The organism is Priestia sp. P1_B12_1 (assembly GCF_056406695.1).
Genome location: NZ_JBFTZR010000016.1, coordinates 23,988 through 49,359 on the forward strand (window position 1 = coordinate 23,988; position 25,372 = coordinate 49,359).

General features: G+C 37.1%; 28 protein-coding genes and 1 rRNA gene. 1 reads left to right on the top strand and 28 read right to left on the bottom strand.

Going from position 1 to position 25,372, the window contains the following annotated elements; genetic code table 11:
* Positions 1-207: 207 nt before the first annotated feature.
* The 17 genes from mfd to metG form a co-directional block, all read right to left on the bottom strand.
* Positions 208-3,738, bottom strand: a complete 3,531-nt coding sequence (mfd, locus tag AC1D0Y_RS26205; RefSeq protein ID WP_043979015.1) for a transcription-repair coupling factor — start codon at positions 3,736-3,738, stop codon at positions 208-210.
* A gap of 69 nt (positions 3,739-3,807) precedes the next feature.
* A complete protein-coding gene (locus AC1D0Y_RS26210; protein WP_013054869.1) occupies positions 3,808-4,038 on the bottom strand; it encodes an anti-sigma-F factor Fin family protein in 231 nt (76 codons plus the stop codon).
* Positions 4,039-4,097: 59 nt separating this feature from the next.
* Positions 4,098-4,655: an aminoacyl-tRNA hydrolase gene (gene pth, locus AC1D0Y_RS26215; protein ID WP_028410349.1), complete on the bottom strand. Its 558-nt coding sequence runs from the start codon at positions 4,653-4,655 to the stop codon at positions 4,098-4,100.
* A 139-nt stretch (positions 4,656-4,794) separates the two neighbouring features.
* The gene (locus tag AC1D0Y_RS26220) at positions 4,795-5,424 is read right to left on the bottom strand and encodes a 50S ribosomal protein L25/general stress protein Ctc (RefSeq protein WP_060744942.1); all 630 of its coding nucleotides are present in this window, start codon (positions 5,422-5,424) and stop codon (positions 4,795-4,797) included.
* Positions 5,425-5,610: 186 nt separating this feature from the next.
* Positions 5,611-6,564, bottom strand: a complete 954-nt coding sequence (locus tag AC1D0Y_RS26225; RefSeq protein WP_014462059.1) for a ribose-phosphate diphosphokinase — start codon at positions 6,562-6,564, stop codon at positions 5,611-5,613.
* A gap of 18 nt (positions 6,565-6,582) precedes the next feature.
* Positions 6,583-7,962, bottom strand: a complete 1,380-nt coding sequence (gene glmU, locus AC1D0Y_RS26230; protein ID WP_028410351.1) for a bifunctional UDP-N-acetylglucosamine diphosphorylase/glucosamine-1-phosphate N-acetyltransferase GlmU — start codon at positions 7,960-7,962, stop codon at positions 6,583-6,585.
* 194 nt (positions 7,963-8,156) lie between these two features.
* Positions 8,157-8,447 carry a septation regulator SpoVG gene (spoVG, locus tag AC1D0Y_RS26235; RefSeq protein ID WP_013054864.1) on the bottom strand — a complete coding sequence of 97 codons (291 nt, stop codon included), beginning with the start codon at positions 8,445-8,447 and terminating at the stop codon, positions 8,157-8,159.
* A 155-nt stretch (positions 8,448-8,602) separates the two neighbouring features.
* Positions 8,603-8,980: a RidA family protein gene (locus AC1D0Y_RS26240; RefSeq protein WP_013054863.1), complete on the bottom strand. Its 378-nt coding sequence runs from the start codon at positions 8,978-8,980 to the stop codon at positions 8,603-8,605.
* 21 nt (positions 8,981-9,001) lie between these two features.
* The gene (purR, locus tag AC1D0Y_RS26245) at positions 9,002-9,823 is read right to left on the bottom strand and encodes a pur operon repressor (RefSeq protein WP_013054862.1); all 822 of its coding nucleotides are present in this window, start codon (positions 9,821-9,823) and stop codon (positions 9,002-9,004) included.
* A 56-nt stretch (positions 9,824-9,879) separates the two neighbouring features.
* Positions 9,880-10,749 (bottom strand): 4-(cytidine 5'-diphospho)-2-C-methyl-D-erythritol kinase, encoded by an 870-nt coding sequence (gene ispE, locus AC1D0Y_RS26250; RefSeq protein WP_025753156.1) that lies wholly within the window; start codon positions 10,747-10,749, stop codon positions 9,880-9,882.
* Between the two features lie 198 nt (positions 10,750-10,947).
* Positions 10,948-11,118, bottom strand: coding sequence for a small, acid-soluble spore protein, alpha/beta type (locus AC1D0Y_RS26255; RefSeq protein WP_013054860.1), 171 nt, complete (start codon positions 11,116-11,118; stop codon positions 10,948-10,950).
* Between the two features lie 194 nt (positions 11,119-11,312).
* Complete coding sequence (gene veg / locus AC1D0Y_RS26260; RefSeq protein ID WP_013054859.1) at positions 11,313-11,546, bottom strand: biofilm formation stimulator Veg; 234 nt, start codon at positions 11,544-11,546, stop codon at positions 11,313-11,315.
* A gap of 273 nt (positions 11,547-11,819) precedes the next feature.
* The gene (gene yabG, locus AC1D0Y_RS26265) at positions 11,820-12,692 is read right to left on the bottom strand and encodes a sporulation peptidase YabG (protein ID WP_025601509.1); all 873 of its coding nucleotides are present in this window, start codon (positions 12,690-12,692) and stop codon (positions 11,820-11,822) included.
* Positions 12,693-12,769: 77 nt separating this feature from the next.
* Entirely contained in the window at positions 12,770-13,648 is an 879-nt protein-coding gene (gene rsmA / locus AC1D0Y_RS26270; protein ID WP_028410352.1) for a 16S rRNA (adenine(1518)-N(6)/adenine(1519)-N(6))-dimethyltransferase RsmA, read from the bottom strand.
* Positions 13,642-14,205: a ribonuclease M5 gene (rnmV, locus tag AC1D0Y_RS26275; protein ID WP_013081337.1), complete on the bottom strand. Its 564-nt coding sequence runs from the start codon at positions 14,203-14,205 to the stop codon at positions 13,642-13,644. Before rnmV ends, rsmA begins: the two co-directional genes overlap by 7 nt.
* 223 nt (positions 14,206-14,428) lie before the next feature.
* Positions 14,429-15,199, bottom strand: coding sequence for a TatD family hydrolase (locus AC1D0Y_RS26280; protein ID WP_025753152.1), 771 nt, complete (start codon positions 15,197-15,199; stop codon positions 14,429-14,431).
* A 71-nt stretch (positions 15,200-15,270) separates the two neighbouring features.
* Positions 15,271-17,253, bottom strand: a complete 1,983-nt coding sequence (metG, locus tag AC1D0Y_RS26285; RefSeq protein WP_477708127.1) for a methionine--tRNA ligase — start codon at positions 17,251-17,253, stop codon at positions 15,271-15,273.
* Positions 17,254-17,818: 565 nt separating this feature from the next.
* Between metG and AC1D0Y_RS26290 the strand changes: the two genes are divergently transcribed.
* Positions 17,819-18,109, top strand: a complete 291-nt coding sequence (locus AC1D0Y_RS26290; protein WP_170836841.1) for an AbrB/MazE/SpoVT family DNA-binding domain-containing protein — start codon at positions 17,819-17,821, stop codon at positions 18,107-18,109.
* Between the two features lie 32 nt (positions 18,110-18,141).
* Here the strand turns inward: AC1D0Y_RS26290 and rsmI are convergent, their stop codons facing one another.
* The 11 genes from rsmI to rrf form a co-directional block, all read right to left on the bottom strand.
* Positions 18,142-19,014, bottom strand: coding sequence for a 16S rRNA (cytidine(1402)-2'-O)-methyltransferase (gene rsmI / locus AC1D0Y_RS26295; protein WP_028410355.1), 873 nt, complete (start codon positions 19,012-19,014; stop codon positions 18,142-18,144).
* On the bottom strand, positions 18,992-19,279 hold the full coding sequence (locus AC1D0Y_RS26300; RefSeq protein ID WP_013054850.1) for a GIY-YIG nuclease family protein: 288 nt from the start codon (positions 19,277-19,279) through the stop codon (positions 18,992-18,994). The genes rsmI and AC1D0Y_RS26300 overlap by 23 nt, the downstream gene beginning before the upstream one ends.
* Positions 19,266-20,012 (bottom strand): tRNA1(Val) (adenine(37)-N6)-methyltransferase, encoded by a 747-nt coding sequence (locus tag AC1D0Y_RS26305; RefSeq protein ID WP_286127837.1) that lies wholly within the window; start codon positions 20,010-20,012, stop codon positions 19,266-19,268. Before AC1D0Y_RS26305 ends, AC1D0Y_RS26300 begins: the two co-directional genes overlap by 14 nt.
* A 78-nt stretch (positions 20,013-20,090) precedes the next feature.
* Positions 20,091-20,456, bottom strand: coding sequence for a DNA replication initiation control protein YabA (gene yabA, locus AC1D0Y_RS26310; RefSeq protein WP_013054848.1), 366 nt, complete (start codon positions 20,454-20,456; stop codon positions 20,091-20,093).
* 14 nt (positions 20,457-20,470) lie between these two features.
* Positions 20,471-21,298, bottom strand: a complete 828-nt coding sequence (locus tag AC1D0Y_RS26315) for a PSP1 domain-containing protein (protein ID WP_028410357.1) — start codon at positions 21,296-21,298, stop codon at positions 20,471-20,473.
* Between the two features lie 4 nt (positions 21,299-21,302).
* On the bottom strand, positions 21,303-22,295 hold the full coding sequence (gene holB / locus AC1D0Y_RS26320; protein ID WP_025753146.1) for a DNA polymerase III subunit delta': 993 nt from the start codon (positions 22,293-22,295) through the stop codon (positions 21,303-21,305).
* Between the two features lie 33 nt (positions 22,296-22,328).
* Complete coding sequence (locus AC1D0Y_RS26325) at positions 22,329-22,658, bottom strand: cyclic-di-AMP receptor (protein ID WP_013054845.1); 330 nt, start codon at positions 22,656-22,658, stop codon at positions 22,329-22,331.
* 63 nt (positions 22,659-22,721) lie between these two features.
* A complete protein-coding gene (tmk, locus tag AC1D0Y_RS26330) occupies positions 22,722-23,348 on the bottom strand; it encodes a dTMP kinase (protein ID WP_013081331.1) in 627 nt (208 codons plus the stop codon).
* Positions 23,349-23,364: 16 nt separating this feature from the next.
* Positions 23,365-24,789 (bottom strand): aminotransferase class I/II-fold pyridoxal phosphate-dependent enzyme, encoded by a 1,425-nt coding sequence (locus AC1D0Y_RS26335; protein WP_060744943.1) that lies wholly within the window; start codon positions 24,787-24,789, stop codon positions 23,365-23,367.
* Between the two features lie 153 nt (positions 24,790-24,942).
* Positions 24,943-25,125 carry a sigma factor G inhibitor Gin gene (locus AC1D0Y_RS26340; protein WP_028410359.1) on the bottom strand — a complete coding sequence of 61 codons (183 nt, stop codon included), beginning with the start codon at positions 25,123-25,125 and terminating at the stop codon, positions 24,943-24,945.
* A 139-nt stretch (positions 25,126-25,264) separates the two neighbouring features.
* Positions 25,265-25,372: ribosomal RNA gene (rrf, locus tag AC1D0Y_RS26345) — 5S ribosomal RNA — on the bottom strand; the annotation flags it as partial.

A 25,372-nucleotide genomic window follows, 5' to 3' on the forward strand; every position in this document is an offset into this window, starting at 1 on the left:
GAATATCACTGATGGCTATATGATAAAAGGTTCACCTTTGTTGAGGTTAGTATTCTTCACTCTACAACTTCTATTCACCAACCATCTCTTTTTTTGTTAAAAAGTGTGCTTTTATTAAAAAAATGTCCAAAAAACCGCCAAAACATGGGGATTTGGCGGTTTTTATTTCGGCTATATAAAAAGAAGGCTCAAAAATGAGCCTTCTTTTTAATTCGTAACTTGTTCTTTTTTAACAGTGGCTACTCCTTTTACTAACTGATACACAATATTGAGCCATTCTTTTTGAGCAAGTCCTTTTACATTAACCACTAATTTTACTTTCTTGCCTTCCATACCTAAGCTGACCATTCTGCCAAATTGATCACCTAGCATGAATAATTTTTGGCCGTCTACCGTTGAGCTCGCTTCTTCAGACAGCAGAATAGAAATTTCTTGTTTTGACTGAAGAATAGATTCTACTAAGTTCTGCGTTGCATATACTTTTGTTTCCGCTACTTTAAACAAATACTCAACCTCAGCCGGATACTCTCCAAAACGATCAATCATTTCATCCTGCAATTCTTGAATATCTTCTAGTGCTTCAATTCCTCTAAAGCGCTTATACATCTCAATTTTCAAGCGGCCGTCTGTAATGTACTGATCAGGAATATACGCGTCTAAGTCCAGATTCATTTCTACATTAAATTTCACATTTTCTCCATCAGACCCGCGTCTTTCCTCTATCGCTTCTTTAAGCATTTGAGAGTAGAGATCGAAGCCGACAGAATCGATAAATCCATGCTGCTGAGCGCCCAGTAAGTTTCCGGCGCCACGTATTGAAAGATCACGCATAGCAATTTTAAAACCAGAACCTAATTCGGTGAATTCTTTAATAGCTTGCAGACGCTTTTCAGCTACTTCTGTCAGTACTTTGTCTTTGTGATACGTAAAGTACGCATATGCCACGCGATTTGAACGACCTACACGCCCTCTTAATTGGTACAGTTGTGATAATCCCATCTTATCAGCGTTGTTGACAATAAGCGTATTTACATTTGGAATATCTACTCCCGTTTCGATAATGGTTGTACTCACAATCACGTCATATTCGCCTTCTAAAAAGCTTAAAATAACCGCTTCGAGTTCGGTTTCATTCATTTTTCCGTGGGCATACGTTACCCTAGCATCAGGCACGAGCATCGAAATTTCTTCTGCTTTTCGTTCAATATCTTCTACGCGATTATATAAAAAGTAAACTTGGCCATCACGCGCTAACTCACGCTCAATCGCTTCACGAACTAGAACCGGATTATACTCCACTACATATGTTTGAACCGGAAAACGATTTTCAGGCGGCGTTTCAATAACAGACAAATCCCTTACGCCCAACATAGACATATGTAATGTTCGTGGAATAGGCGTTGCTGTAAGTGTAAGGACATCAACGTTTGCTTTCATTTGCTTGATTTTTTCCTTGTGCGTTACACCAAAACGCTGCTCTTCATCGATAACTAACAATCCTAAATCTTTATAAATCACGTCTTTAGATAGTAAACGATGTGTACCAATCACTACATCTACGGTCCCGTTTTTTAGCCCTTTAATTGTTTCTTGCTGCTGTTTACGGCTGCGAAAGCGGCTCAATAGCCCAATGTTGATTGGATAGTCTTGAAAACGCTCACGGATGGTTTCATAATGCTGCTGAGCTAAAATAGTGGTTGGCACTAAAATAGCCACTTGTTTTCCATCTGTCACAGCTTTAAACGCAGCACGAATGGCTACTTCCGTTTTTCCATATCCAACGTCTCCGCAAAGCAGACGATCCATTGGTCTTTCATGTTCCATATCCTTTTTAATTTCTTGTACAGAACGAAGCTGATCTTCGGTTTCTTGATAAGGGAAAGCTGTTTCAAATTCTCTCTGTAAATCGCCATCCGGAGAAAATGCATAACCTTTACTTGCTTCACGCTCTGCATACAGTTTAATTAAGTCATCAGCGATGTCTTGAACAGAAGACTCAACTTTTCGTTTCACTTTCTTCCAGTCATTTCCGCCAAGTTTATATACTTTTGGCTCTTTCCCTTCAGAGCCTACATATTTTTGTACTTGATCAATCTGTTCAACAGGAACGTACAGCTTATCAGAGCCTTCATATTTGATATGGATATAATCTTTATGATTACCGTTAATCTCTAACGTTTCCATTCCTAAGTAACGGCCAATACCGTGGTTCACGTGTACGACATAGTCACCTACGTTTAACTCTGAATAGCTTTTAATACGCTCTGCATTGGAAAGCTTTTGACGACGCTTTGATTTCTTTACCCGTTTTTTAAACAATTCTTCCTCGGTTAAAACAGCTAATTTTTGCATTGGCAGTTCAAAGCCCATTTGTAAATCGCCTTCAATGATTTGAACAAGACCTGGCACAAGCTGACCATTTCCATCTAAAATAGATGAATCAATATCATAATCTGCCAGCACACCTTCAAGTTTTTTCACGCGCTCTTTATCTGCGCCTAAGAGGACTACCGTATAATTAGCATTTTTCCAACGTTCAATTTCACTTTTTAATAAGTTCATTTGGCCGTAAAACTGCTGCATCTGCTTACATGAAATATTAATAATATTTTGCGGACTCGTATACGATACGTGCTTCAAAAATAACGATAAGTATAAAAACTGATGTTTTGCTCGCTGAATAAGAGATGGGAGCTTATGAGATAATTGAACGTCTCGAACAATTTGCCCCTGTCCTAATAATTCGGTTATCCATTCAGCTTCCTCTGTTTCAAGCTGATCAGACGTTTCTTGAATTCGAGTTGTCTCATCAAAGATGACAAGGCCGCCTTCTGGTAAATAATCTAGTAAACTAGCAGGCGATTCGTAGAAGAATGATAAATACTTGAACATATTTTCAAGAAGTTGACCTTGACGCAGCTGTTCGATTTCACCTTTAATATTTTCTGTTAAGGTAGCTTTTAGTGCTGCGTTTTTCACTTGTTGCAGCGTCGAAGCCAGCTGTGCTTCTAGTTCTTCAATTCCTTGGGCTACTTCATTTTGATTCACAATGATTTCCGTAGCAGGGCCGATTGAAATTTCTTTTAACTGCTCTTGAGAACGTTGATCCTCGATTGTAAAAGTACGAATGGAATCAATCTCCGTATCAAATAGTTCAATTCGGACAGGTAGCTCTTCTGTTAACGGATAAATGTCAATGATTCCTCCGCGCACACTAAACTCACCCGGAGCTGAAACCATCGATGCCCGCTCATAGCCCAACTCAACTAACCTTTTTAAATAATGATCAACATCGATGTCAATTCCCATTTGAAACGGCAGCTGTGTTTGCTCCCATCTTGCTTTAGGAGGCAGCAGCTTTCGAATTCCTGCAAGCGGTGTTACAACTACTCCGCCTGTATGTTGACTCCAATAATTGAGTACTTCAATTCGCTGAGCCTTTAATTCTGGACTTGCAATCCCCACTTCTGTAGCAACTAAATCGTTAACAGGGTATAAGAAAACGTCTTTTTCCGGTAAAAGATGCAAAAGGTCTTCATACACTTTTTGAGCTTGATATAAATTATGAGTCACTACTAATAAGGGGTATTTTTTATCCTCATTTAAGAGTGCCATTAATACAGATCGAGCTGAACCGGAAATTCCCGTTACTAACTGTTCTTTCAAACCTTCTTCTAAACTGCTGACAACAGCTCCAATTTCTTTATTTTCTTCAAATTGCTGTCTAATCCCTCGCAAAGGAATTCCCTCCTCCCATGATATGTCTAAACTAAACAGAAAAACGCTTTGGTTTGAGACCAAAGCTTTTTATTGTATAAATGTTTCGTACTGATGATAGTCTGGATTTCGTTCTAGCGCTTCTTGACAGTCTTCACAAATAATTTTAACCACGATATCTCCACTATTATGGTAGTGAATAAAGTCTTTTCGTTCATCTGCGGTCAGGTGATTAAAACCGAGTGCTTCCGTATTGTGAGCTGTCTTTTCTATCATACCGACTTTTGCGCCACAATGTCTACAGAAATAATGAATAGACATACAAATCCTCCCAAATCTTTTAGTGTTAGTATGGACGATTGAGAGAAATTTTATTCTACTTAATTATAGCGATTCATTACTTCTAAGAACGGTTTACCTAAAAAATCTTCACTCGCGTGTACAGACGTTTTCATCGCTTCTTCCATATGAACCATTTCATCTGCTGTAAAGCGCCCTAGTACGTAATCAACTACTTTCATACCGTTTTGCGGACGATCAATTCCAATACGAATTCGGTTAAATTCTTGGGTTTTTAAATGCTGAATAATTGATTTTATTCCGTTATGGCCGCCTGGACTTCCTTTTGTACGCAATCTTACTTTTCCGCATGGTAAATCTAAGTCATCGTAAATAACAAGCAAGTCTTCGACGTCTATATCAAAATAGTCCATTAACGGGCGAATACTTTCTCCTGATAAATTCATATATGTTAGAGGCTTTAATAATATGACTTTTTCTCCTTTTATTATACCTGTTCCATATATTCCGTTAAACTTTGTTTTATCTAATGAAATCATAAACTGTTCAGCAATTTTATCAATTGCCATAAATCCTATGTTATGACGAGTTCGGTCATATTCTTTTCCAGGATTCCCTAAACCAACGATTAATTTCAAAATAGATACTCCTTTCCACTCTATGTAAGTTGTACATAATAGGTAAATGTCTTTAATGTTTTACATTACTATATAGTATCACTTTTATTATAATCAATTCACACAAAAAGACGTAACCTTTTGGTTACGTCTTTTTATATTATTCTTCGTTATCTTTTTCTTTTGTTGCTTCAACATCGCCTTCAGCATCCTGAACTTCGCCGCTGTCCGGCTCTTCTTCCTGTTGAGGAGGTAGTACAGAAGCAACTGTATCTTCTGCATCATGCGTAACTTCCAGCTTTTTATCTACCTTAATATCCGCTACTGTAATTGTATCATTAATTCCTAAATCTGATACATCTACATCAATAGAGGATGGGATATCTTGCGGCAAGCCTTTTAATGAAATTTCATATAGAGACTGCTGTAATACGCCGCCTTCTTTTGTTCCTTTTGCTTCTCCTACTAGAGATAAAGAAACTTCAGTATCAATTTCTTTCTTCATGTCGACCACTTGGAAATCGGCGTGGACAATTTCGTTTTTTAATGGATCAGTTTGAATATCATGTAACATTACGGAATATTTTTGCTTATCCACTTGTAATGTCAACACTCCATTGCGCCCTGCTTCACGAATAGTCTTAATAAAATCAGCACTGTTTAAGTAAATAGGTGTGGATTCTGTTTTATTTCCGTAAACAACCGCTGGGAAGTTTCCTTCGTCGCGAATCTTTCTATTTGTAGAATTTTTGAAATCCGTTCTTTTATTTGCTTGAATTGAAATACTCATTTTATTCACCTTCCAGTATGTTTTCTACTTAAAATGTACCCTTTTTAGAAGGTTGCTAAACATGAAACGCAGTTCGAACAGTAATATATCTTTGTTCATCCTGTCCAAATCCCTTTAAAACAAAGGATTAGCCCATTTAATTTTTTTCAAAAAAACCTCTTTCCATTTGGAAAGAGGTTCTGTTTATCAATCAAATAACGTACTAACTGATTGCTCTTCGTGAACACGAATAATCGCTTCACCGATTAACGGAGCTACTGAAAGTTCTGTTACTTTACCAATTTTCTTATCTTCTGTTAAAGCAATAGAGTTTGTTACAGCTAGCTCTTTGATTGTAGAATTTTGAATACGCTCAATTGCAGGGCCTGAAAGCACTGGATGTGTACAACAAGCATATACTTCTTTTGCACCTGCTTCAATTAATGCACTTGCACCAATTGTAATTGTACCGGCTGTATCAATCATGTCATCAATCAAGATTGCTGTTTTTCCTTCCACTTGTCCAACAATGTTCATAACTTCTGCTACGTTTGGACGAGGACGACGTTTGTCAATGATAGCGATCGGCGCTTTTAGACGTTCCGCTAAACGGCGAGCACGCGTTACACCACCGTGGTCCGGAGATACAACAACAACGTCATCAAGATTTTTACTCTTGAAGTATTCACCTAAAATTGGAACACCTACTAAATGGTCAATTGGAATATCGAAGAAACCTTGAATTTGAGGAGCATGTAAATCTAATGTGATAATACGAGTAGCTCCCGCTTTTTCAATGATATTTGCTGCTAATTTGGCAGTGATTGGTTCACGTGCACGAGCTTTACGATCCTGACGAGCATAGCCATAGTAAGGCATAACAATGTTAATTGTTTTAGCTGATGCACGTTTTAATGCATCAATCATAATTAATAATTCCATTAAGTGTTCATTAACTGGAGCACTTGTTGATTGAATGATAAATACATCACAACCACGGATACTTTCTTCAATGTTAATTTGAATTTCACCGTCACTGAAACGATCAACCGAACATTTACCTAATTCCACACCAATTACTTTTGCGATCTCTTCAGCTAAAGCCTTGTTTGAATTTAGCGTAAATAACTTTAAATTTTCATCAGCATATACATTTGACATTTTATTGTGAAACCTCCGTCAGGATTTTTTATTAATATCAAGCTTTTCAGCATAGTTTTCTTTATTTACTTGTTTCGCACGAGCAATTGATAATGCTTTTCCTGGCACATCATCCGTTACGGTTGAACCAGCTGCAACATAGGCGCCTTCACCAATTGTTACAGGTGCAATTAAGTTTGAGTTACATCCTACGAATGCCCCATCTTCAATCTTTGTTAAAAATTTATTTTTCCCATCGTAGTTAACTGTAATAGATCCGCACCCTAAGTTTACACCTTTTCCGACCTCTGCGTCTCCAATATAACTTAAATGAGAAGCTTTGCTACCTTTGCCAAAAGATGCTTTTTTAATTTCTACAAAGTTTCCTACGCGCACTTCATCTCCAATTAATGATTGAGGACGAATATGTGCAAATGGGCCAATTGTGACTTCGTGACCAATTTCACTATCGTGAGCAACAGAATGGCGAATAGAAGTATTATTACCTATTTTGCAGTCTTTAATTTCACTGTTAGGGCCTACTTCACAATTCTCTCCAATTACAACTGTTCCTTGAATAACCGTACCAGGATAAATAACCGTATCTCTGCCAATAACAGCATCTGCTGAAATGTACGTGTTAGAAGGATCCACAATCGTCACTCCATTTAACATATGATGCTTGTTGATGCGCTTCTTCATTGTTTCTTCTGCTTGAGACAGAGCAAATCGATCATTAACGCCCAATGTTTCAGCAAAATCGGATGTTTGATATGCAGAAATAATTTGACCTTCATTTTTTAGAATTTCGATAACATCAGGTAAATAATACTCTCCCTGTACATTATCATTTGAAACTTTTGAAAGTGTCTCAAATAATTTCTCATTATCAAAACAATACGTACCAGTATTAATTTCCTGTACAAGACGCTCTTGTTCTGTGGCATCTTTATGCTCCACAATCTTTTCAACAGACCCTTGTTCATTTCGAATGATGCGTCCATATCCTGTTGGATCTTCTGCATGAGCTGTTAAAATAGTTGCCATTGCATTTGTTGCTTCATGATGCTTTAATAAAGATTCAATTGTTTCAGCTGTAATAAGCGGAGTATCTCCACATACAACAATTGTCGTACCTTTTTCATGTGCAAGTAAAGATTCTGCTTGCATCACTGCATGAGCTGTTCCTAACTGCTCTTCTTGTAAAGCAAATAAGCTTTTATCTCCAACATGTGATTTCACTTTTTCGGCACCGTGACCTACAACTGTAATTAAATTTGTTAAATCTAAACGTGATAACTGATCAATTACGTGTTGCACCATCGGTTTGCCACACACAGGGTGTAACACTTTATATAAAGATGACTTCATACGTGTACCCTGACCAGCTGCCAATATGACTGCATATCTTTTTGACATAACAGGCCTCCAATTTTACCTTTTTATCCATTAAGAATATTATATCAAAAATGACAGCATTTCAAGGAATCATTTATAAGTCATGAATTTTATTTTTTGGTAATGCTAAAGTTTTACAAAGGTGTGAAATTATATAAGTGGTAATCAAAAAGAAAAGAGCCTACTTTTCAGTAGACTCTTAATGTATCATATGTTTACGAAGCACCCGCTTCTTCGAATTCAACTTCTACCTCACCTAAACGATGATATTCTGCTAAAACAGCATCTTGAATCTTTCCGCGAGTATTTGAATTGATTGGATGTGCAATATCACGGAACTCACCATCCGGTGTACGTTTACTTGGCATGGCTACAAATAAGCCATTATTACCATCAATCACACGAATATCATGAACAACAAATTCACCATCTAATGTGATTGAAGCAATCGCTCTCATACGTCCTTCAGTGTTCACGCGGCGTAATCTTACGTCAGTTACTTCCATCTTGTTCACCACCTTTTTCTATGCGAAGCTTTACATACTTAATTCCACAGAATTTTGTGTTTTCCTGCTATTCAGAAAAAATTTTTAGAAAATTTTCGCAAAAAAAGTGAACAATTGGAAGTTACTTGCTTTTTGTTAGAAATTTGTTAATTTAATTACCCTTTAACGAGCGCAATAACTTCAATTTCAACAAGTACATCTTTAGGTAGTCTCGCTACTTCTACACATGAACGTGCCGGCTTATGGTCCCCGAAGTAGTCGCCATAGACTTCATTTAACGCTGCGAAGTCGTTCATATCTTTAATGAACACGGTTGCCTTTACAACTGTATTTAGAGAAGCTCCAGCTTCTTCAAGAACTGCTTTTAGATTTTCAAATACCTGAGTAGCTTGTACTTGAACATCTCCTTCGACTAACGTACCATCTGGACGAAGTGGAATTTGACCTGAACTGTAAAACAAGTTATTCACAACAATTCCCTGTGAATATGGACCAATAGCTTGCGGTGCATTTTTTGTTTGAACCTGTAACATATGTTCCTCTCCCTTACTTGATCAAATATATTTTAAGTAATTGCCTTCTTGTACACGAATTTGTTTATCTTTGATATTTACATCTGTTAATTGTACAAGGGACACATACTCATCCACTAAACGTTCTTCAATATCTTCTGATTCTACTAAAACTCCAATACCAGCAACAGTTGCATCGAACTCTTCAAGCAAGCTAACCATTCCATTTACAGTACCGCCAGCTTTCATGAAATCATCAATGATGAGTACATTTGACCCCACCGCTAAACTTCTTTTAGCTAACAGCATCGTTTGAATGCGCTTAGATGAACCCGATACGTAGTTAATACTAACGGTCGATCCTTCAGTTACTTTACTGTCTCTGCGCACAATAACAACGGGCACATCTAAATACTGAGCAACCGCATACGCAATAGGAATACCTTTTGTTGCTACAGTCATCACCACATCGATTTTGCGGTTAGCAAAAAGCGACGCATACAAGCGACCGATTTTATTCACAACGCGGGGGTTCCCTAAAATATCAGTTAAATATAAATATCCACCTGGCAATAAACGCTCAGGTTTTTCAATCAACCCACATAATTCTTGAACAAGCTGACCGGCTTCTTCATTCGTCATCTTTGGAATGAATTTAACTCCGCCGGCAGCCCCTGGTAGCGTAACCAAAGTTCCGATACCCTGCTGTTCAAAAGTTTGTTTAATAATCGCCATATCTTCACTAATAGATGATTTTGCTGAATCATATTTATCTGCAAAATACGTAAGAGGGATAAGGCGCTGAGGGTTTTGAATGAAATAGTTGGTCATATCAATTAATCGTCCACTACGTCGAAACTTCATAACATCCTCCTGAAAATCCGAATATTGTAATGTAAATATAACATTAACATACGGATTTATTCAAGCGTTATTCGTTCACCTAGTAGCCTAACTGCATAAACTTTATCACAAAAGCCACGTAATCCATTATAAATGCGGTGCATACGTGAATCATGCTGTACAAGTCCGAATACAGTTGGCCCACTGCCGCTCATGAGCACAGCATCGGCGCCAAAACGCTTTATTTGTTCTTTAATGAGAGCTACTTCCGGATGCATTTTCAGCGTTACTGCTTCCAATACATTTCCGACAAGGCTACACATTTCATCATAATTTCCTGATTGTATGGCGTGAACCATCTCATCTACTTTCGGATGATCCATCTCTTCAATTTTTAAGTTTCGATATACATCTGCTGTAGAAACACCTATTTCAGGCTTAGCCAAAATCACCCAGCAGCTTGGAGGTGCCTCAATATGCTCTACAATCTCTCCGCGCCCTGTAGCAAGAGCTGTCCCTCCGTACACGCAAAAAGATACGTCAGAGCCAATCTCAGCCCCTATTTCTGCAAGTGTGTCTAATGATAACCCTAATTCCCATAACGTATTTAAACCGCGTAATGTAGCAGCCGCGTCACTGCTGCCTCCAGCTAATCCGGCAGCTACTGGAATATGTTTATCAATTAATATATTTACACCTTTTGAAATGTTATAACGTCGCTTCAAAATCTGCGCTGCCTGATAAGCGAGATTTCGCTGGTCATCTGGAACAAAGCGATTATGAGAATAAATAACAATTCGTCCATCTTCACGGTCAGAAAGTTCAATTCTGTCCGCTAAATCAATTGTTGTCATAATCATCTTAACTTCATGGTAACCATCTGGACGTTTATGTAACACATCAAGTGACAAATTTATTTTAGCCGGTGCTTTCACCATTAATTTCAACTTACTTCACCTACTTCATCTTATCGAGTTTAACGCTATTTTATCATAAAATGAACAAGATATAGCTGTTCATTTAAACATCTTTGTTTAATCCTCTTTTTTATCTTTCATTTTGGGACAAAAAAACCGAAGCGGTTATACACTTCGGTTTTCCTCATTTCACTTTAAATAATCGTATAAGCATTGATTTTCACTATGCTATTGCTTTAGCTGCTGCTGTGCAAGCTCTACAGCTCGCTTCACCATATTGCCTGCGTCTTTTGCCCGAATAGCGCCCCAGCCTTCTGCTTGTACAGTATCGTAAAAACCAAGTTCTTTAGCCAGTTCTTCTTTCAGCTTCGATGACATAATCCCTCTACGCCTTGACATTGCACATGGCTCCTTTACGTATAAAATGAAATTTCAACCTGAATCTCCTCGCTCTTTTACATAAGAAACGCGAGGACGATATGTATAGTATGTATAAAAAATATTGCATATATAATTTGAAAAAAAGACCAATAAAAAAGCAGTAAACCAATGTCCACTGCTCATCACCACTTGCTATATTGCCTATGTCATTCTTAGAAAAATTTTAGTTGCACTGTTTCCGTTAACACATCTGCGTAACTATACGAAACGCGCTCCAAAGAGTTTTCCTCTTGATCTAATTCAACGATAAAAACAGATGGGTACGTTTCTGTTAATACACCTGAACGTTCTACTGTTTTTCTACGACCACCGTTTGCTTTTAAAGTTAATCGTTGGCCTAGGTGCAAATCCAGCGCTTGCTTAATATCAGACAAAGTTTTCGCCATATTGGTCCACCTCACTATGTATAGTGTAACACATGTTAGAAAAATAGTCAAAAACATAAAATTATAACAATCTATCTCTAATTGTGTCAATAAATAATTTTCAACATGAATCTACATTTCGCTGTTAGTATGCTCGTTTTTCAACGAAATATGTATATCTTTAGCAAATATTGAAAATGATTTTGTGTAATTAAGCGTATACTTTGGCTTCATACGAAAAAACAACTGGTTGCACATCATGCGTGTACATGCTGTAACCAGTTGTTTTTATTTCTACTCATCGCTTTCATAAGGCATGCCCGTGCGAAGCAACCCTTTTGTTTCTACTCCTCCTAAACCTTTAGCACCCGTTAATGTATTACGTAAGACGTCCCATACATTAATACGATCCGTGAAAGGAGTAAAACTTAGTTTTGCTACTACATACACAGGGTCAAGAGCATGAATATTTACACGTGAAGGTGAACTAGCAAAGTTTGCTCCAGCTTGAATCAATAATTCAAAATGCGATTGACAGGCACCTGCAAAGATCACCAGCTGATCTAAATTACCAACTCTTTTTCTTGCTTCTTGGACTGTTTGAATATAGTGCTTGGAATGTCTATAAGCAAGGAGATCATCTTTATTTCCTTTTCCTTTGGAATAGGCATCATGACCTGTCAGCACTAGAATATCAGGTCTTACATCCTCAATTAGCTTTCCAACCTTCTCCGGCATTTCTGACTCAACGCAATGAACACCATAAACAGGAACACCAATTTTTTCGTAAACCAACAAACATTTACGTAAATAATTAGGGTCTCCGTCTACGTGCAGGACCTTTCCTGGAATTTGAAATAAGCGATGTGAATGGCTGTATCCATTTGTCATGCTATATTCAGTTTTCTCTCGAACGAGCCGATAATCCTGTTGAATAAGCTCCAAGGATCTTTCTAAAAGTTCTTCTTCTTGTTTTTTTCTTTGATCCTGTTCTTTAGCATCCACAACCTCTAGATCTGTACAAGGAGCGTCGGCAATCAACCGAACGTCTTCTCCTATTAAAGTCGCATATTTCCCCGCTTCGCTGTCATTAATAGCTATAACACGAAAAAGCAAATCTCTTTGATAAGAAGGTCGTGTAACTATATCACCAATTTTGATGTTCATATGCTTCACTCCGTCTTTGCTACTTCAAAAATAAATTCTCTTCATAGCCTATGACTTCATGATAAAAATGTGATAATTTAGCGAAATGATTTTAAAAGTTGATCACTTAACTTTCCAAATTCTTGAATAGATAACGTTTCGCCTCTTCGTTTCGGATCAATTTCAGCAGTTGAAAGTGCTTGCTCAATGTCCGCTTTTTTCTGCTTCCCATTTGGCAAGTTGTTCACTAGATTGTTTAAAATTGTTTTTCGACGCTGTCCGAAACTTGCTCGTACAACTTGAAAGAAGAATGCTTCATCTTGTACTTCTACCGCTGGCTTCGGTCTTCTTAACAATCGAATAACAGCTGAGTCTACATTAGGCTGCGGATTAAACACTGTTTTAGGCACAATCATAACCGTCTCAGCCTCTGTATAGTATTGAATCGCAATAGAAAGTGAACCGTACTCTTTTGTTCCCGGTTTAGCTGCTATACGGTCAGCAACTTCTTTTTGAAGCATAACGACAATTCCACGTACCGGAATTTGCTCTTCTAATAATTTCATCAAAATGGGTGTCGTCACATAATAGGGTAAATTCGCAACGACCATTAAATCTTCTATGTTTTCGAATTCTTGTTCGAGCGTCCCTTTTAAATCCGCTTTTAACACATCTTGATGAATAACTTTTGCATTTGGGTAAGGAGAAAGCGTATCAGCTAAAATCGGAAGCAGACGCTGATCGATTTCAAATGCTAGTACTTTTTTTGCGCGCTTTGCTAGCTGTTCAGTTAAGGCCCCGATACCAGGTCCAATTTCAATAGCTCCCGTTTCTTCTGTTATTTCCGCATGATCAACAATACGATGTAAAATGTTCGTATCAATTAAAAAATTTTGTCCCAAACTCTTTTTAAATGTAAAACCGTATTTCTTTAAAATTTCCTTGGTTCGATTAGGCGTTGCAATATCTTTTAACACGATCCCTTTTCCTCCTTATTTATCTGCTCAACAGCTCTGATAAAGTCCTCTTTTGAAATTTGGAACATCTGTAAGCGTTTATGGAGCTGCTTTCCGTTGGCATAGCCAATTTTTAATAACTTTCCTATTCTTTCACGTCGAGATTTGGCTTTACTATCTCCTATCAAACGAGCTACGATTAAATCCTCTTGAGAAATCTCCATAGCTGCCCCCATCCACTCTTGCTTCACATCTTTTAGTGCTTTTTGAATAGACGCAATAGAAGCATGTTCAACTCCAATGCCTTTGCCATTTTTAGGGCGAGCCTCTTCTTTATCTAAGAATGCATGTTTACATCCGGGAACACGTTCTGAAACAATATTTCGAATTCGCTGTCCCGGATAATCTGGATCTGTAAAAATAATCACGCCTCTTGTTTTTTGAGCTAATTTTACTTTCTCAATGGTTTCTTCATTTACAGCTGATCCATTTGTCTCGATGGTATCCGCATCCACTGCACGTTTAATCGCTACAGTGTCATCTCGGCCTTCTACTACAATAATTTCTTTAATCTTCATTGCTTCCTCCAAAACATTCAGTTTTGTTCATTTGCTTTTCAGTAAAAACGAAATGCTCGTTACGCACATCATTTTTCTTCTATGAAATCAACGTTTTATCTTATTATCAACTAAATTAAAAAGCATTTACCTGTTATTTTAACTGAAAAAGGCAGAGGATAACATTCTCCTCTGCGCCTATCTTTACTTTAACACGAAAATGATTGTTATATGAGAAAAAGTTTTAATCATTAATGCCAAATAGCTTTTTGGCGTTAGCTGTTGTAATATCAGCTAATTCTTCATACGTTATCCCTTTTAACTCTGCAATTTGCTCTGCTACGTATGAAACATAACCAGGTTCATTGCGCTTGCCGCGGAATGGATGAGGAGTTAGATAAGGACAGTCTGTTTCAATTAATAGTTTGTCTAAAGGAAGCTCTGTAGCAACTTCTTTTGGTTTTTTCGCATTTTTAAAAGTAACAGGTCCACCAAAAGAAATATACATATTCATATCCATACACTGCTTCGCTACTTCAATACTGCCCGTGAAGCAATGCATAATCCCGCCTACTTCTTCTACGTGCTCTTCTTTTAAAATGGTTACCACGTCTTCCGTTGCATCACGATTATGAATAATGATAGGTAAATTTACTTTGCGAGCTAAGCGAATTTGACGGCGAAATACGTCCTTTTGAACCTCTTTAGGTGATTTATCCCAATGGTAGTCTAATCCCATTTCCCCTAAAGCCACAACTTTCGGATGCTGAGCTAACTCTTCAATCCAAGCTAAGTGCTCATCTGTCATATCAATTGCATCTACTGGATGCCATCCTACACTAGCATAGATAAAGTCATACGTTTCAGCTATTTGAATAGCCTTTTTGATGGTAGGTTCATCGAATCCCACAACTACCATGTTTTGAACACCTTTTTCTAACGCACGATTAATTACTTCTTGCAAATCATCTTCATACTGTTCTGCGTTTAAATGAACATGTGTATCAAATAACATCTAATCGATCCTTTCCATGAATAAAAGGGGGTCCTCGCATGTTACACGTGAAACACCCCTTTTGCCTATACTTATTTTATCTTCGTGCCATTTGCTAAGTTTTGATCTACGCTTGCTAGTGAAAGACCATTCTCATCTTCACCCGCTAAAATCATTCCTTGTGATAGTTCACCGCGCAGTTTCACAGGTTTTAAGTTGGTTACACAAATTACTTTTCGACCTACTAATTCTTCAGGCTTATAAAACTTGGCAATACCTGATACAACCTGGCGTTTTTCATAGCCAAGATCAAGCTGAAGCTTTAATAGTTTATCTGCCTTTTTAACTGGTTCTACTTGCGTAACTTGCGCTACACGAAGCTCTACTTTCATGAAATCATCAATTGTAATCTCTTCAGAAGACTCTTCCTTCACAACAGGTTTTTCTTCTTTTGGAGCACTTCCTTGCATCTGCTCTTTAATAAACGCTACCTCTTCTTCTCGATCTAGACGAGGGAACATTGGCTCACCTTTTTCTACTTTTGTGCCTTCTTTAAGCATATTAAAACGCGTCGTACTTTCCCACGTTTTTAATACATCTTCTTTTACACCAATCTGAGCAAAAATTTTCTCAGGTGTACGTGTTAAGAATGGCTGCAGTAATACCGCAATGTGACGAATTGATTCAGCCAGATGTGTCATAACAGAAGCAAGTTCTGCACGCTTATTCTCATCTTTTGCTAACGCCCAAGGCTGCGTTTCATCAATGTATTTATTCGTGCGGCTTACATATTGCCAGATAGAAGCAAGAGCCACTGAAAACTCCATATCTTCCATCGCTTCTTCATATTTATTCACTGTATCTTTTTGAGCTTGGACGATAAGTGCATCAAACTCTGTTACATTGCCTTCATAAGTCGGAATAACACCAGCAAAATATTTATTAATCATCGCTACTGTACGATTAACTAGGTTGCCAAGGTCATTTGCTAAGTCAAAGTTAATACGTTCAACAAACGCTTCTGGTGTGAATACACCGTCTGAACCGAATGGAACTTCACGAAGTAAGTAGTAACGAAGGGCATCTAGTCCATAGCGGTCAATCAATGTCACTGGGTCTACTACATTCCCTTTTGACTTCGACATCTTTCCATCTTTCATTAATAACCAGCCGTGAGCAAATACTTTCTTAGGAAGTGGCAAATCAAGTGCCATCAACATGATTGGCCAATAAATAGTATGGAAACGTACGATTTCTTTTCCTACTAAATGTACGTTGGCCGGCCAATATTTTCGATAGTTTTCATCGTTCTCTGTATCATACCCAAGAGAGGTGATATAGTTAGAAAGCGCATCAATCCATACGTAAATAACGTGTTTTGGGTTACCTGGAACTTTTACCCCCCAATCAAACGTCGTACGAGAAACAGCTAAGTCTTCAAGGCCAGGCTTAATAAAATTATTGATCATTTCGTTTTTACGGGACTCTGGTTGAATAAATGAAGGGTTTTCTTCATAAAAAGCTAGTAAACGATCTACGTATTTCCCCATTTTAAAGAAATAGGACTCTTCTCGAACGAGCTCTACAGGGTGTCCGCTATCCGGGCTTTTTCCGCCTACAACTTTTCCATTTTCAACGATTGGATCTACTAGTTGATGCTCTGTATAGTACGTCTCATCGGGAACTGAATACCAACCTTCATACTCATCAAGATAAATATCACCTTGTTCTAAAAGGCGCGCGAAAATCTTTTCCACGATTTCTTTATGTCTGGATTCTGTTGTACGGATAAAATCATCATACGAAATATCCATCTTATCCCACAGTTCTTTGATTCCAGATACAATATCATCTACGTATTGCTGAGGTGTCACGTTTTTCTCTTCTGCTTTTCGCTGAATTTTTTGACCATGTTCATCCGTACCTGTTAAATAACGTACGTCAAACCCTCTCAAACGTTTATAACGAGCCATTGCATCTCCCGCTACCGTCGTGTATGCATGCCCTATATGTAATTTACCACTCGGATAATAAATCGGCGTAGTAATATAAAATGTATTATTTCCATCTGCCATGTTCATAACCTCCAACATTCCATTTCAACATTTTGATTTATATGTATGTAATCATATAAACCCTGTCTTCTTATTCTACTATCTATCATACTATTTTACATGATAATTTCAAAACATTCTCTTCCTATATACACCGGAATATGACGGATTCACTTCATTTTTAAATAATCGTTATTTTTCCAAAAAATAATCCTGTTAATTGTATCAGCTTCGCCCTATTTTTATATAAAATATACCCTCATTCAAAAAGTCACTTTGATGAAAACGACAAATAGGTCTAATTTTGTCGTTTTATGTCGAATTATATTTACCCTATCTTCAAAATAGTTAATATCAAGCTATTTAGACGATTAATCTTTTTTTCAATGAAACCCCTTGTCATTCCTTGACTGACGGTCACAATTAGCTTGTAAACAAGTCGAGAAAAAATTTTTTACCAGCTACATTTTTTTACATATAAAATGATTGACTAGTTTTGGAAACGCTGGTATTATGAAAGTACGTTGAAATTGTCGAATAATGACGAAAGTAATAACATAGAAAAATGATTACTGAGAGGAGAACGATTAACATGAAATCTACAGGTATTGTTCGTAAAGTTGATGAATTAGGACGCGTAGTAATTCCAATTGAATTACGTCGTACATTAGGAATTGCAGAGAAAGATGCTCTAGAAATCTATGTAGATGAAGAGCGCATCATCTTAAAAAAATACAAACCAAACATGACTTGCCAAGTAACAGGTGAAGTATCTGATGATAACATTCAACTTGCTAGCGGCAAATTAATTCTAAGCCGTGAAGGTGCAGAACAAATCATGAAAGAACTTCAAGATTCTTTACAAGCTTCTAAATAAAACGAAAAGCTGTCTATGATAGACAGCTTTTTTTAATGTACGTGATATTCACTATAAATGTCTCGCTTTGACACATCTCGGTCTTTTGCCACTTGCTTAATAGCTTCTTTGTTTGAAAGCCCTTCTTCTACATAGTGATCAACATGCTCGATAATGGTGAGCTGTTCCCACCATAGATTACTTTCATCTGGTGCTTCTTCATTTGTCCCTTCAAGAATTAAGCAGAATTCGCCTCTAATATCTGTGGCATTTGTCCATTCAATTGCTTCTAATACGCTTCCTCTTAAAAATTCTTCATAGCGTTTTGTTAACTCTCTACATAACACAATAGATCGGTTCCCTAAAATTTCTTCTATACTCTTTAGCGTTTCTTTTAATCGATGAGGGGCTTCATAAAATATCATGCTTTCCTTAATATACTGAAGCTCTTGAAGCTGTTCTTTACGCTGTTTTTTATTTCTGTTTAAAAATCCATAAAAATAAAACTGCCCCGTAGGTAGTCCCGAAGCAATTAAAGCTGTTAATGCTGCGTTAGGCCCCGGCAGCGGAACAACCGTATATCCTTCTTTAACGGCAGCTACCACTAACTCATAACCAGGATCTGAAATACAAGGCATGCCCGCGTCGCTTACTAAAGCAATATTTTTTTCACCATCTAAGTCGCTTAACAGCTGTTCACTTTTTGTATGTTTATTATGTTCATGATAACTTGTAATAGGCGTATCAATCTCAAAGTGGTTACATAGTTTTTTCGTTTGTCTCGTATCTTCTGCGGCAATATAATCAACTTCTTTTAAAATTCGAATCGCACGAAACGTCATATCCTCTAAGTTTCCAATAGGAGTGGGAACTAAATATAAAACGCCTCGTTCATTCGATACATCATAACTTTTTTGTGATTTCATTCTGCTTTTCTTGCTCCCTTCGAATGTAAGCCTGTTTTTGCACTCTGCTTAACTGTTTGAACCAATATTCTTTTTGCATAGCTTCTGTTTTAGAAGTAAATACCTCATGCCAAATTAATGAAACAGGCCTTCTTGCTCTCGTATATTTTGCCCCTTTTCCTTCATTATGGACAGAAATACGTTTTTGCAAATTATTCGTGTAACCAGCATAATACGTACAGTCCTTGCATTCCACTACGTAAAAATAATGATTATTTTGTTCCATATAAAATCCTTTTTAATTCGTCCGTGTATTCATCATTATCTTGGTAGACCACCAGCGGAGGAAGAATCTTTAAGTCTGGACTTCCATCCTTCGTACCTTCAATTAAAAGTGTATTTGCTTCTTTCCCATCTTTAGGATACACAAACTGAAGTCTCTTTGGCTCTAAACGGTACTGCCTCATTAACGTAACGATATCTAACAGTCTTCCTGGACGGTGAACTAATGCCACTTTTCCGCCTTGCTTCACTAGTTGACTGCTGGCTCTAATCACATCTTCCAACGAACAATGAATTTCGTGGCGAGCGATTGCAAAGTGTTCGTTTTCATTTCTCTCTTCTTTATTGGATGTGGTGAAATAAGGAGGATTACATGTTACAACATCATATTTTCCATAACCCAGTTCTTGAGGCGCATTTTTTAAATCATCATGTATCATTTTAATCTGCCCATCGAGCTGATTATACGCAATACTTCTTTGCGCCATACTATGTAGCCGCTCTTGAATTTCTACACCAATAATTTTTCCCTTTGTTCGTTTAGATAAAAACAGTGGGATTACACCGTTTCCTGAACATAAATCAACCAAGTTACCTTTACGAATTGGGACATAAGCAAAGTGAGATAAAAGCACAGCATCCAATGAAAAGGAAAAGACAGACGGACTTTGAATAATGCGCATCTCCTCATCGGCTAATAGATAATCTAAACGTTCATCTCCATATAACTCAACCATAGTCGTTCTTCTCCTTGTACATCTATTATTTACATCTTTTACTCATAAAAAGAACCTCTCCAAAAGGGAGAGGTGTTGTTACTTTTTATTTAAAAATGACAAGCAAAACAAACAGTCTCCATCTTTACGCACACTTCCATAATGAATGTTACAAATATGAAAACCCTCTTGGTAAAGGCGAGCCAAATTGTCATATCCTTCTCCGATATCAATTTGTTTTTGCTCTTTTGTTTGAGCGCTTGCTTTTGAATGTCTATTTTTCAGCTTCGTTTCGAAGTTTGTCTGGTCAAGGCGACGGCGCAAATGATCATTTTCTATTTGCAGGTGATGATTTTCTTCAATTAGCTCAGCAAGATGCTCTTTCAACTCACCTAACTGCTTATATAAATGACCAATTTGTTCCTCCATGTTTGTCACCGAATCAAAAATCTCTTTTTTATCCACCTTTGCCCACCTCGTTAATCTGTGGCTTGAAACGAAACAGCACCTTCATTATTGATCTCATCCAGAGTATACTCTAAAATTTGTTCGTGATCTGACAGTTCCACTTGAATAATTCTTTCCAAAATATTCAAACCCACTACACGTCCTGAACCATCTGAAGTTTTAATTGTTGAGCCTATATCAGGAAGCTGTTCTTTTGCCGTTTCATACTCATCATTTTCATATTTTAAACAACACATCAAACGTCCGCATAAACCAGAAATTTTCGTTGGATTAAGCGATAGGTTTTGGTCTTTGGCCATCTTAATAGAAACCGGCTCAAAATCACCTAAAAACGTTGAGCAACATAGCATACGGCCACAAGGACCTATCCCGCCCAACAGTTTTGCCTCGTCTCGTACACCGATTTGACGAAGCTCAATTCGCGTACGGAAAATAGCAGCTAAATCTTTAACTAACTCTCTAAAATCAATACGGCCGTCTGCTGTAAAATAAAAAATGACTTTATTACGATCAAACGTATATTCTACATCTACTAACTTCATATCTAAATCGTGTGATTGAATTTTTTGCACGCATACGTCATACGCTTCTCTAGCAGCTTGTTTATTTTCATCCACAATCAGCCTGTCTTTTTGTTCGGCAATGCGGATTACTTTTTTCAAAGGAAGTACGACATCGTTTTCACTTACTTGCTTTTTATTAATAACCACTCTGCCAAATTCAACACCACGAACTGTTTCTACAATAACAAACTCACCATCTGGAATTGTAAGTTCTCCAGGGTCAAAATAATATATTTTTCCCGCTTTTTTAAAGCGAACGCCTACTACATCATACAAGCTTTTATCCCTCCTGCAAATCCAACACCAGCTGTTCCATTAATAACTGTAGATTCATATTTGAATTTAATTTATTTTTGGCCTTCAAGATAACCTCTAAGCGATAAATCGCTTTTTCCTGCGTTGTCTGAAGAGCTTGCTGTTTTAATTCTTCTATTTTATGACGATAGACGATTTTAGACTCTTGTCCAACTTGCAGCGTCAACAAATCACGATAAAGAAGCATCAATAAAGTTAAACCAATATGTGCTTGTTCTTTTTCTTTAAAATGTGTTACCCACTTTTCATGAATAAAAAGAAGAGCTTGTTGAGGTCTCGTTGTTAACACTTCATATAATTGTATCACTAACTTTATTGCAAGTCCAAACCATTCATCTTTACTTAATTCAATTGCTTCATCAATGCTGTTTGTTAAATTAGACAAGATGGACGCATCTACTGCGGAAAGGCCATTTTCTACTAGTTTTTCAGCTAGCTGTTCTGGTGTAAGAGATCGAAATGATATTACTTGGCAACGTGAGATAATCGTATCTAATAAGCGCTGTATATTTTCTGTCAATAAAACTGCATAAGTTCCGTTGCCAGGCTCTTCTAAAAATTTCAGTAAACTATTTGCTGCGCTTACTGTCATTTTATCAACATGATTCACAATATATAACTTTTTATTAGATTCAACACCGGTTTTTGTGAATTCTGATTGCAAAAATTGAATTTGCTCTTTTTTAATCGATAAACCAGCTGGCTCAATCAAGTGAATATCTGGATGATTACCTGAATCAATTCGCCGGCAGTTACTGCACTCATGGCATGGCCTATGATTAACTGGATTTTGGCAAAACAGCGCTTTAGCAAACAAAAAACTAATTTGTTTTTTACCTGTTCCTTTGCTTCCTTCAAATAAATAAGCATGAGCAACTCGCTCTTTAAGTAAGCTGTTTTGTAAAATCTTTAATACGTTCGGCTGAAGAGCTTCAAGCTGTTCCCATGTATTTCCCATTCAATCATCACTTTCTATTTAAAATCTTCTCTCTTAAAATTGATGAAATTGATCTACTGGTAGTACGAATACTGTAGCTCCGCCCACTTCAACTTCAACAGGATACGGAATGTATGAATCTGCATTACCGCCCATCGGTGCCACAGGAGAAATCATCTGTCTGCGGTTTTCACATTGGCCCTTAATAATATCAAGTACTTCATCTACTTTATGATCATCTGTACCAATCATAATTGTTGTATTCCCTGATTTTAAAAATCCGCCCGTACTTGATAATTTGGTTGAACGAAACCCTCTTTCTACAAGTGCATTTAAAAGCTTTGAGCTATCTGAATCTTGAATAACGGCCATTACTAATTTCATGAATAACACCTCATTTTACTTTTTTGTTAAGAATAGTATAGCAAGAATAACGATCATCTGTATTTATTTTAAAATCAATTTTATTTGTTTATAAGCTTCTTCACAGACTTTTTCAACGGATTGATTTGCATCAATTCGTCGAATACGCTCTGGAAATTCACTCAAAAGAGATAAATATCCATCTCGTACTTTGTAATGAAAGTCTAAGGATTCTAAATCTAATCGATTAATCTCATCTTTTCGACCTTTATTAATTCTTTCTAACCCGACCTCAGGCTCAATATCAAAATATAAAGTGGCCTGTGGCATCGTTTGCTCAATAGCAAATTGATTGATAGCAAAAATATCTTCTACGCCTATACCCCGCGCATTTCCTTGATAAGCAAGTGAGCTATCAATAAAACGGTCGCATAATACTATATTCCCTTTATTTAGCTCAGGAATCACTTTTTCTACAAGATGTTGTCTTCTAGCCGCAGCATAAAGAAGTGCTTCGGTTCTGGCATCCATTTCCGTATTAGATGGATTTAAGATGATTTCACGAATTTGTTCAGCAATTCGTATGCCTCCAGGCTCTCTTGTTAATACAATATTATAGCCCTCTTGTATTAATTTTTGTTGAACCATATGGATGATCGTCGTCTTACCAGCACCTTCTGGCCCTTCGAATGTAATAAACGTTCCTGACATGTATAAATTCCTTTCTCTATTTAAATACTTCTATCTTTCCTTCTTCCATACAAGAGCCGCCCTGAATATGACCATTTAACCTTTGAATATGCAAAATATAGTCAATATGATTGCTCGTAATCGTTTCTCCCTCCATTAAAATAGGAATTCCAGGAGGATATGGAATAACAGATTGTGCACTTACACGCCCAATCGCTTCTTCAAACGAACACATATGCTTTGATCTTAGTTTTCTTTCTTCCATAGGCAGGAGAACCGTTGCTCTTGAAAAACGAAATGGTTTGATTAGTGGTTTTTCATATGACTTACGCTGTATATTCTCTACTGCTTGTCTAACCCGCTTAATTGTATCATTAAAATCCCATCTGCTGCTTAAAGGTAGAACAAACAATACATAGTTAACGTCAGCTAGTTCTGTATAAATATCTTGCTTTTCCAGTTCCTTTTGCAAATGATATCCTGTTGCAGCCGAACAAGTCAACGTCATTTTCAAAAGGTCGGTAACAGTTTGATCTGTTTCCACATCAATAGTTGAAAGTGTATCAATCTCATTAATCTTTTCAACAAACGAATGAATATTGTCAGTCATTCTATCAATATCATGCTGAGTAAACTGCTGCAGATAATACCTTGCTAAATCGAGAGAAGCCATAATAGGGTATGAGGGACTGCTTGACTGCAGTACTTGTAGGTAATGCCGAACGCTTTGCTTATTTATCAACGTCCCCTGCATATGTAAATAAGAACCCATAGTCATAGCTGGCAGCGTTTTATGTGCTGACTGAACAACAAGATCCGCTCCATACGTAACAGCTGACGACGGAAAAGGATTACCTAAAATAAAGTGGGCTCCATGAGCTTCATCAATAATTATAGGAATATTGTAGCCATGAATAAAATCAATGATCTCCTTTAAATCTCGCGCTACCCCGTAGTAAGTAGGATTTGTTAATACAAATGCTTTTATATCCTGAGAACCCTCTAAAGCTGCTTTAATTGTTTTAATGGATACACCTGTACTAAGATGTGTTTTTGAATCTATTTCAGGAGCTAAAAAAATAGGTGATGCCTTTGATAAAGCAATAGCATTAAAAATAGATTTATGAGAATCTCTTTGAACAGCAATTTTATCTCCTTCTTGACAAAGAGAGAAAATCGCGGCGAGATTGCCTACAGTAGAACCATTAACTAAAAAAAAGCTTTCATCTACTCCATACAACTTTGCCGTTAACTCTTGTGCTTCTTTAATAACAGATTCTGCTTCATGTAAATCATCTAATCCGCTAATTTCTGTTAGATCGTATTGCAAAAAGTCTGCGTAAGAAGACTGAATATGTGAAGGTAGAATTTGACCATTTTTGTGGCCGGGCACGTGATAAGAGAGTGACCTCTTTTCGCTGTGCCTTACTAAACGGTTATATAAAGGTAAATATGTGTCCATACATCCATTCCTTACTTTTTGTAAATATAACATTGTTAACTTGATAAAAGAATATGTAAGTATTTTTCCTATCAAAATTGATTTTTCTTTCATTATAACAAACTTAGTTGATTTTTTTGAGCCATATAAAGAAGCCCTTATAAAAAAGGGCTTTTAGTAAGAAAACGCTCCTGATATTCTCTTTAATTGATCTACTAACAATTGATAACGAAAATGAGATGAATCCACCTCTACAATCTCTATCTCGCAGTGTTGGCATATAAAGCTGGAAAACACCTCAATACCCTTTGTATTCTGTTCATGACAAACGGAACATGTTTTAATTTGTTTTTCCATTACTCTCCACCTCCACTAATTAAGTATCGACAAGATGTAACGTCTTTATGCAGTTCATTTACCCCATTTTATGTAGATAGCTTATACTCTGTGAATAATAAAAAAAGGACTAGCTAAAATAGCTAGTCCTTTTTCAGGTGCCTGGCAACGTCCTACTCTCACAGGGACAAAGTCCCAACTACCATTGGCGCTAAAGAGCTTAACTTCCGTGTTCGGTATGGGAACGGGTGTGACCTCTTCGCTATCG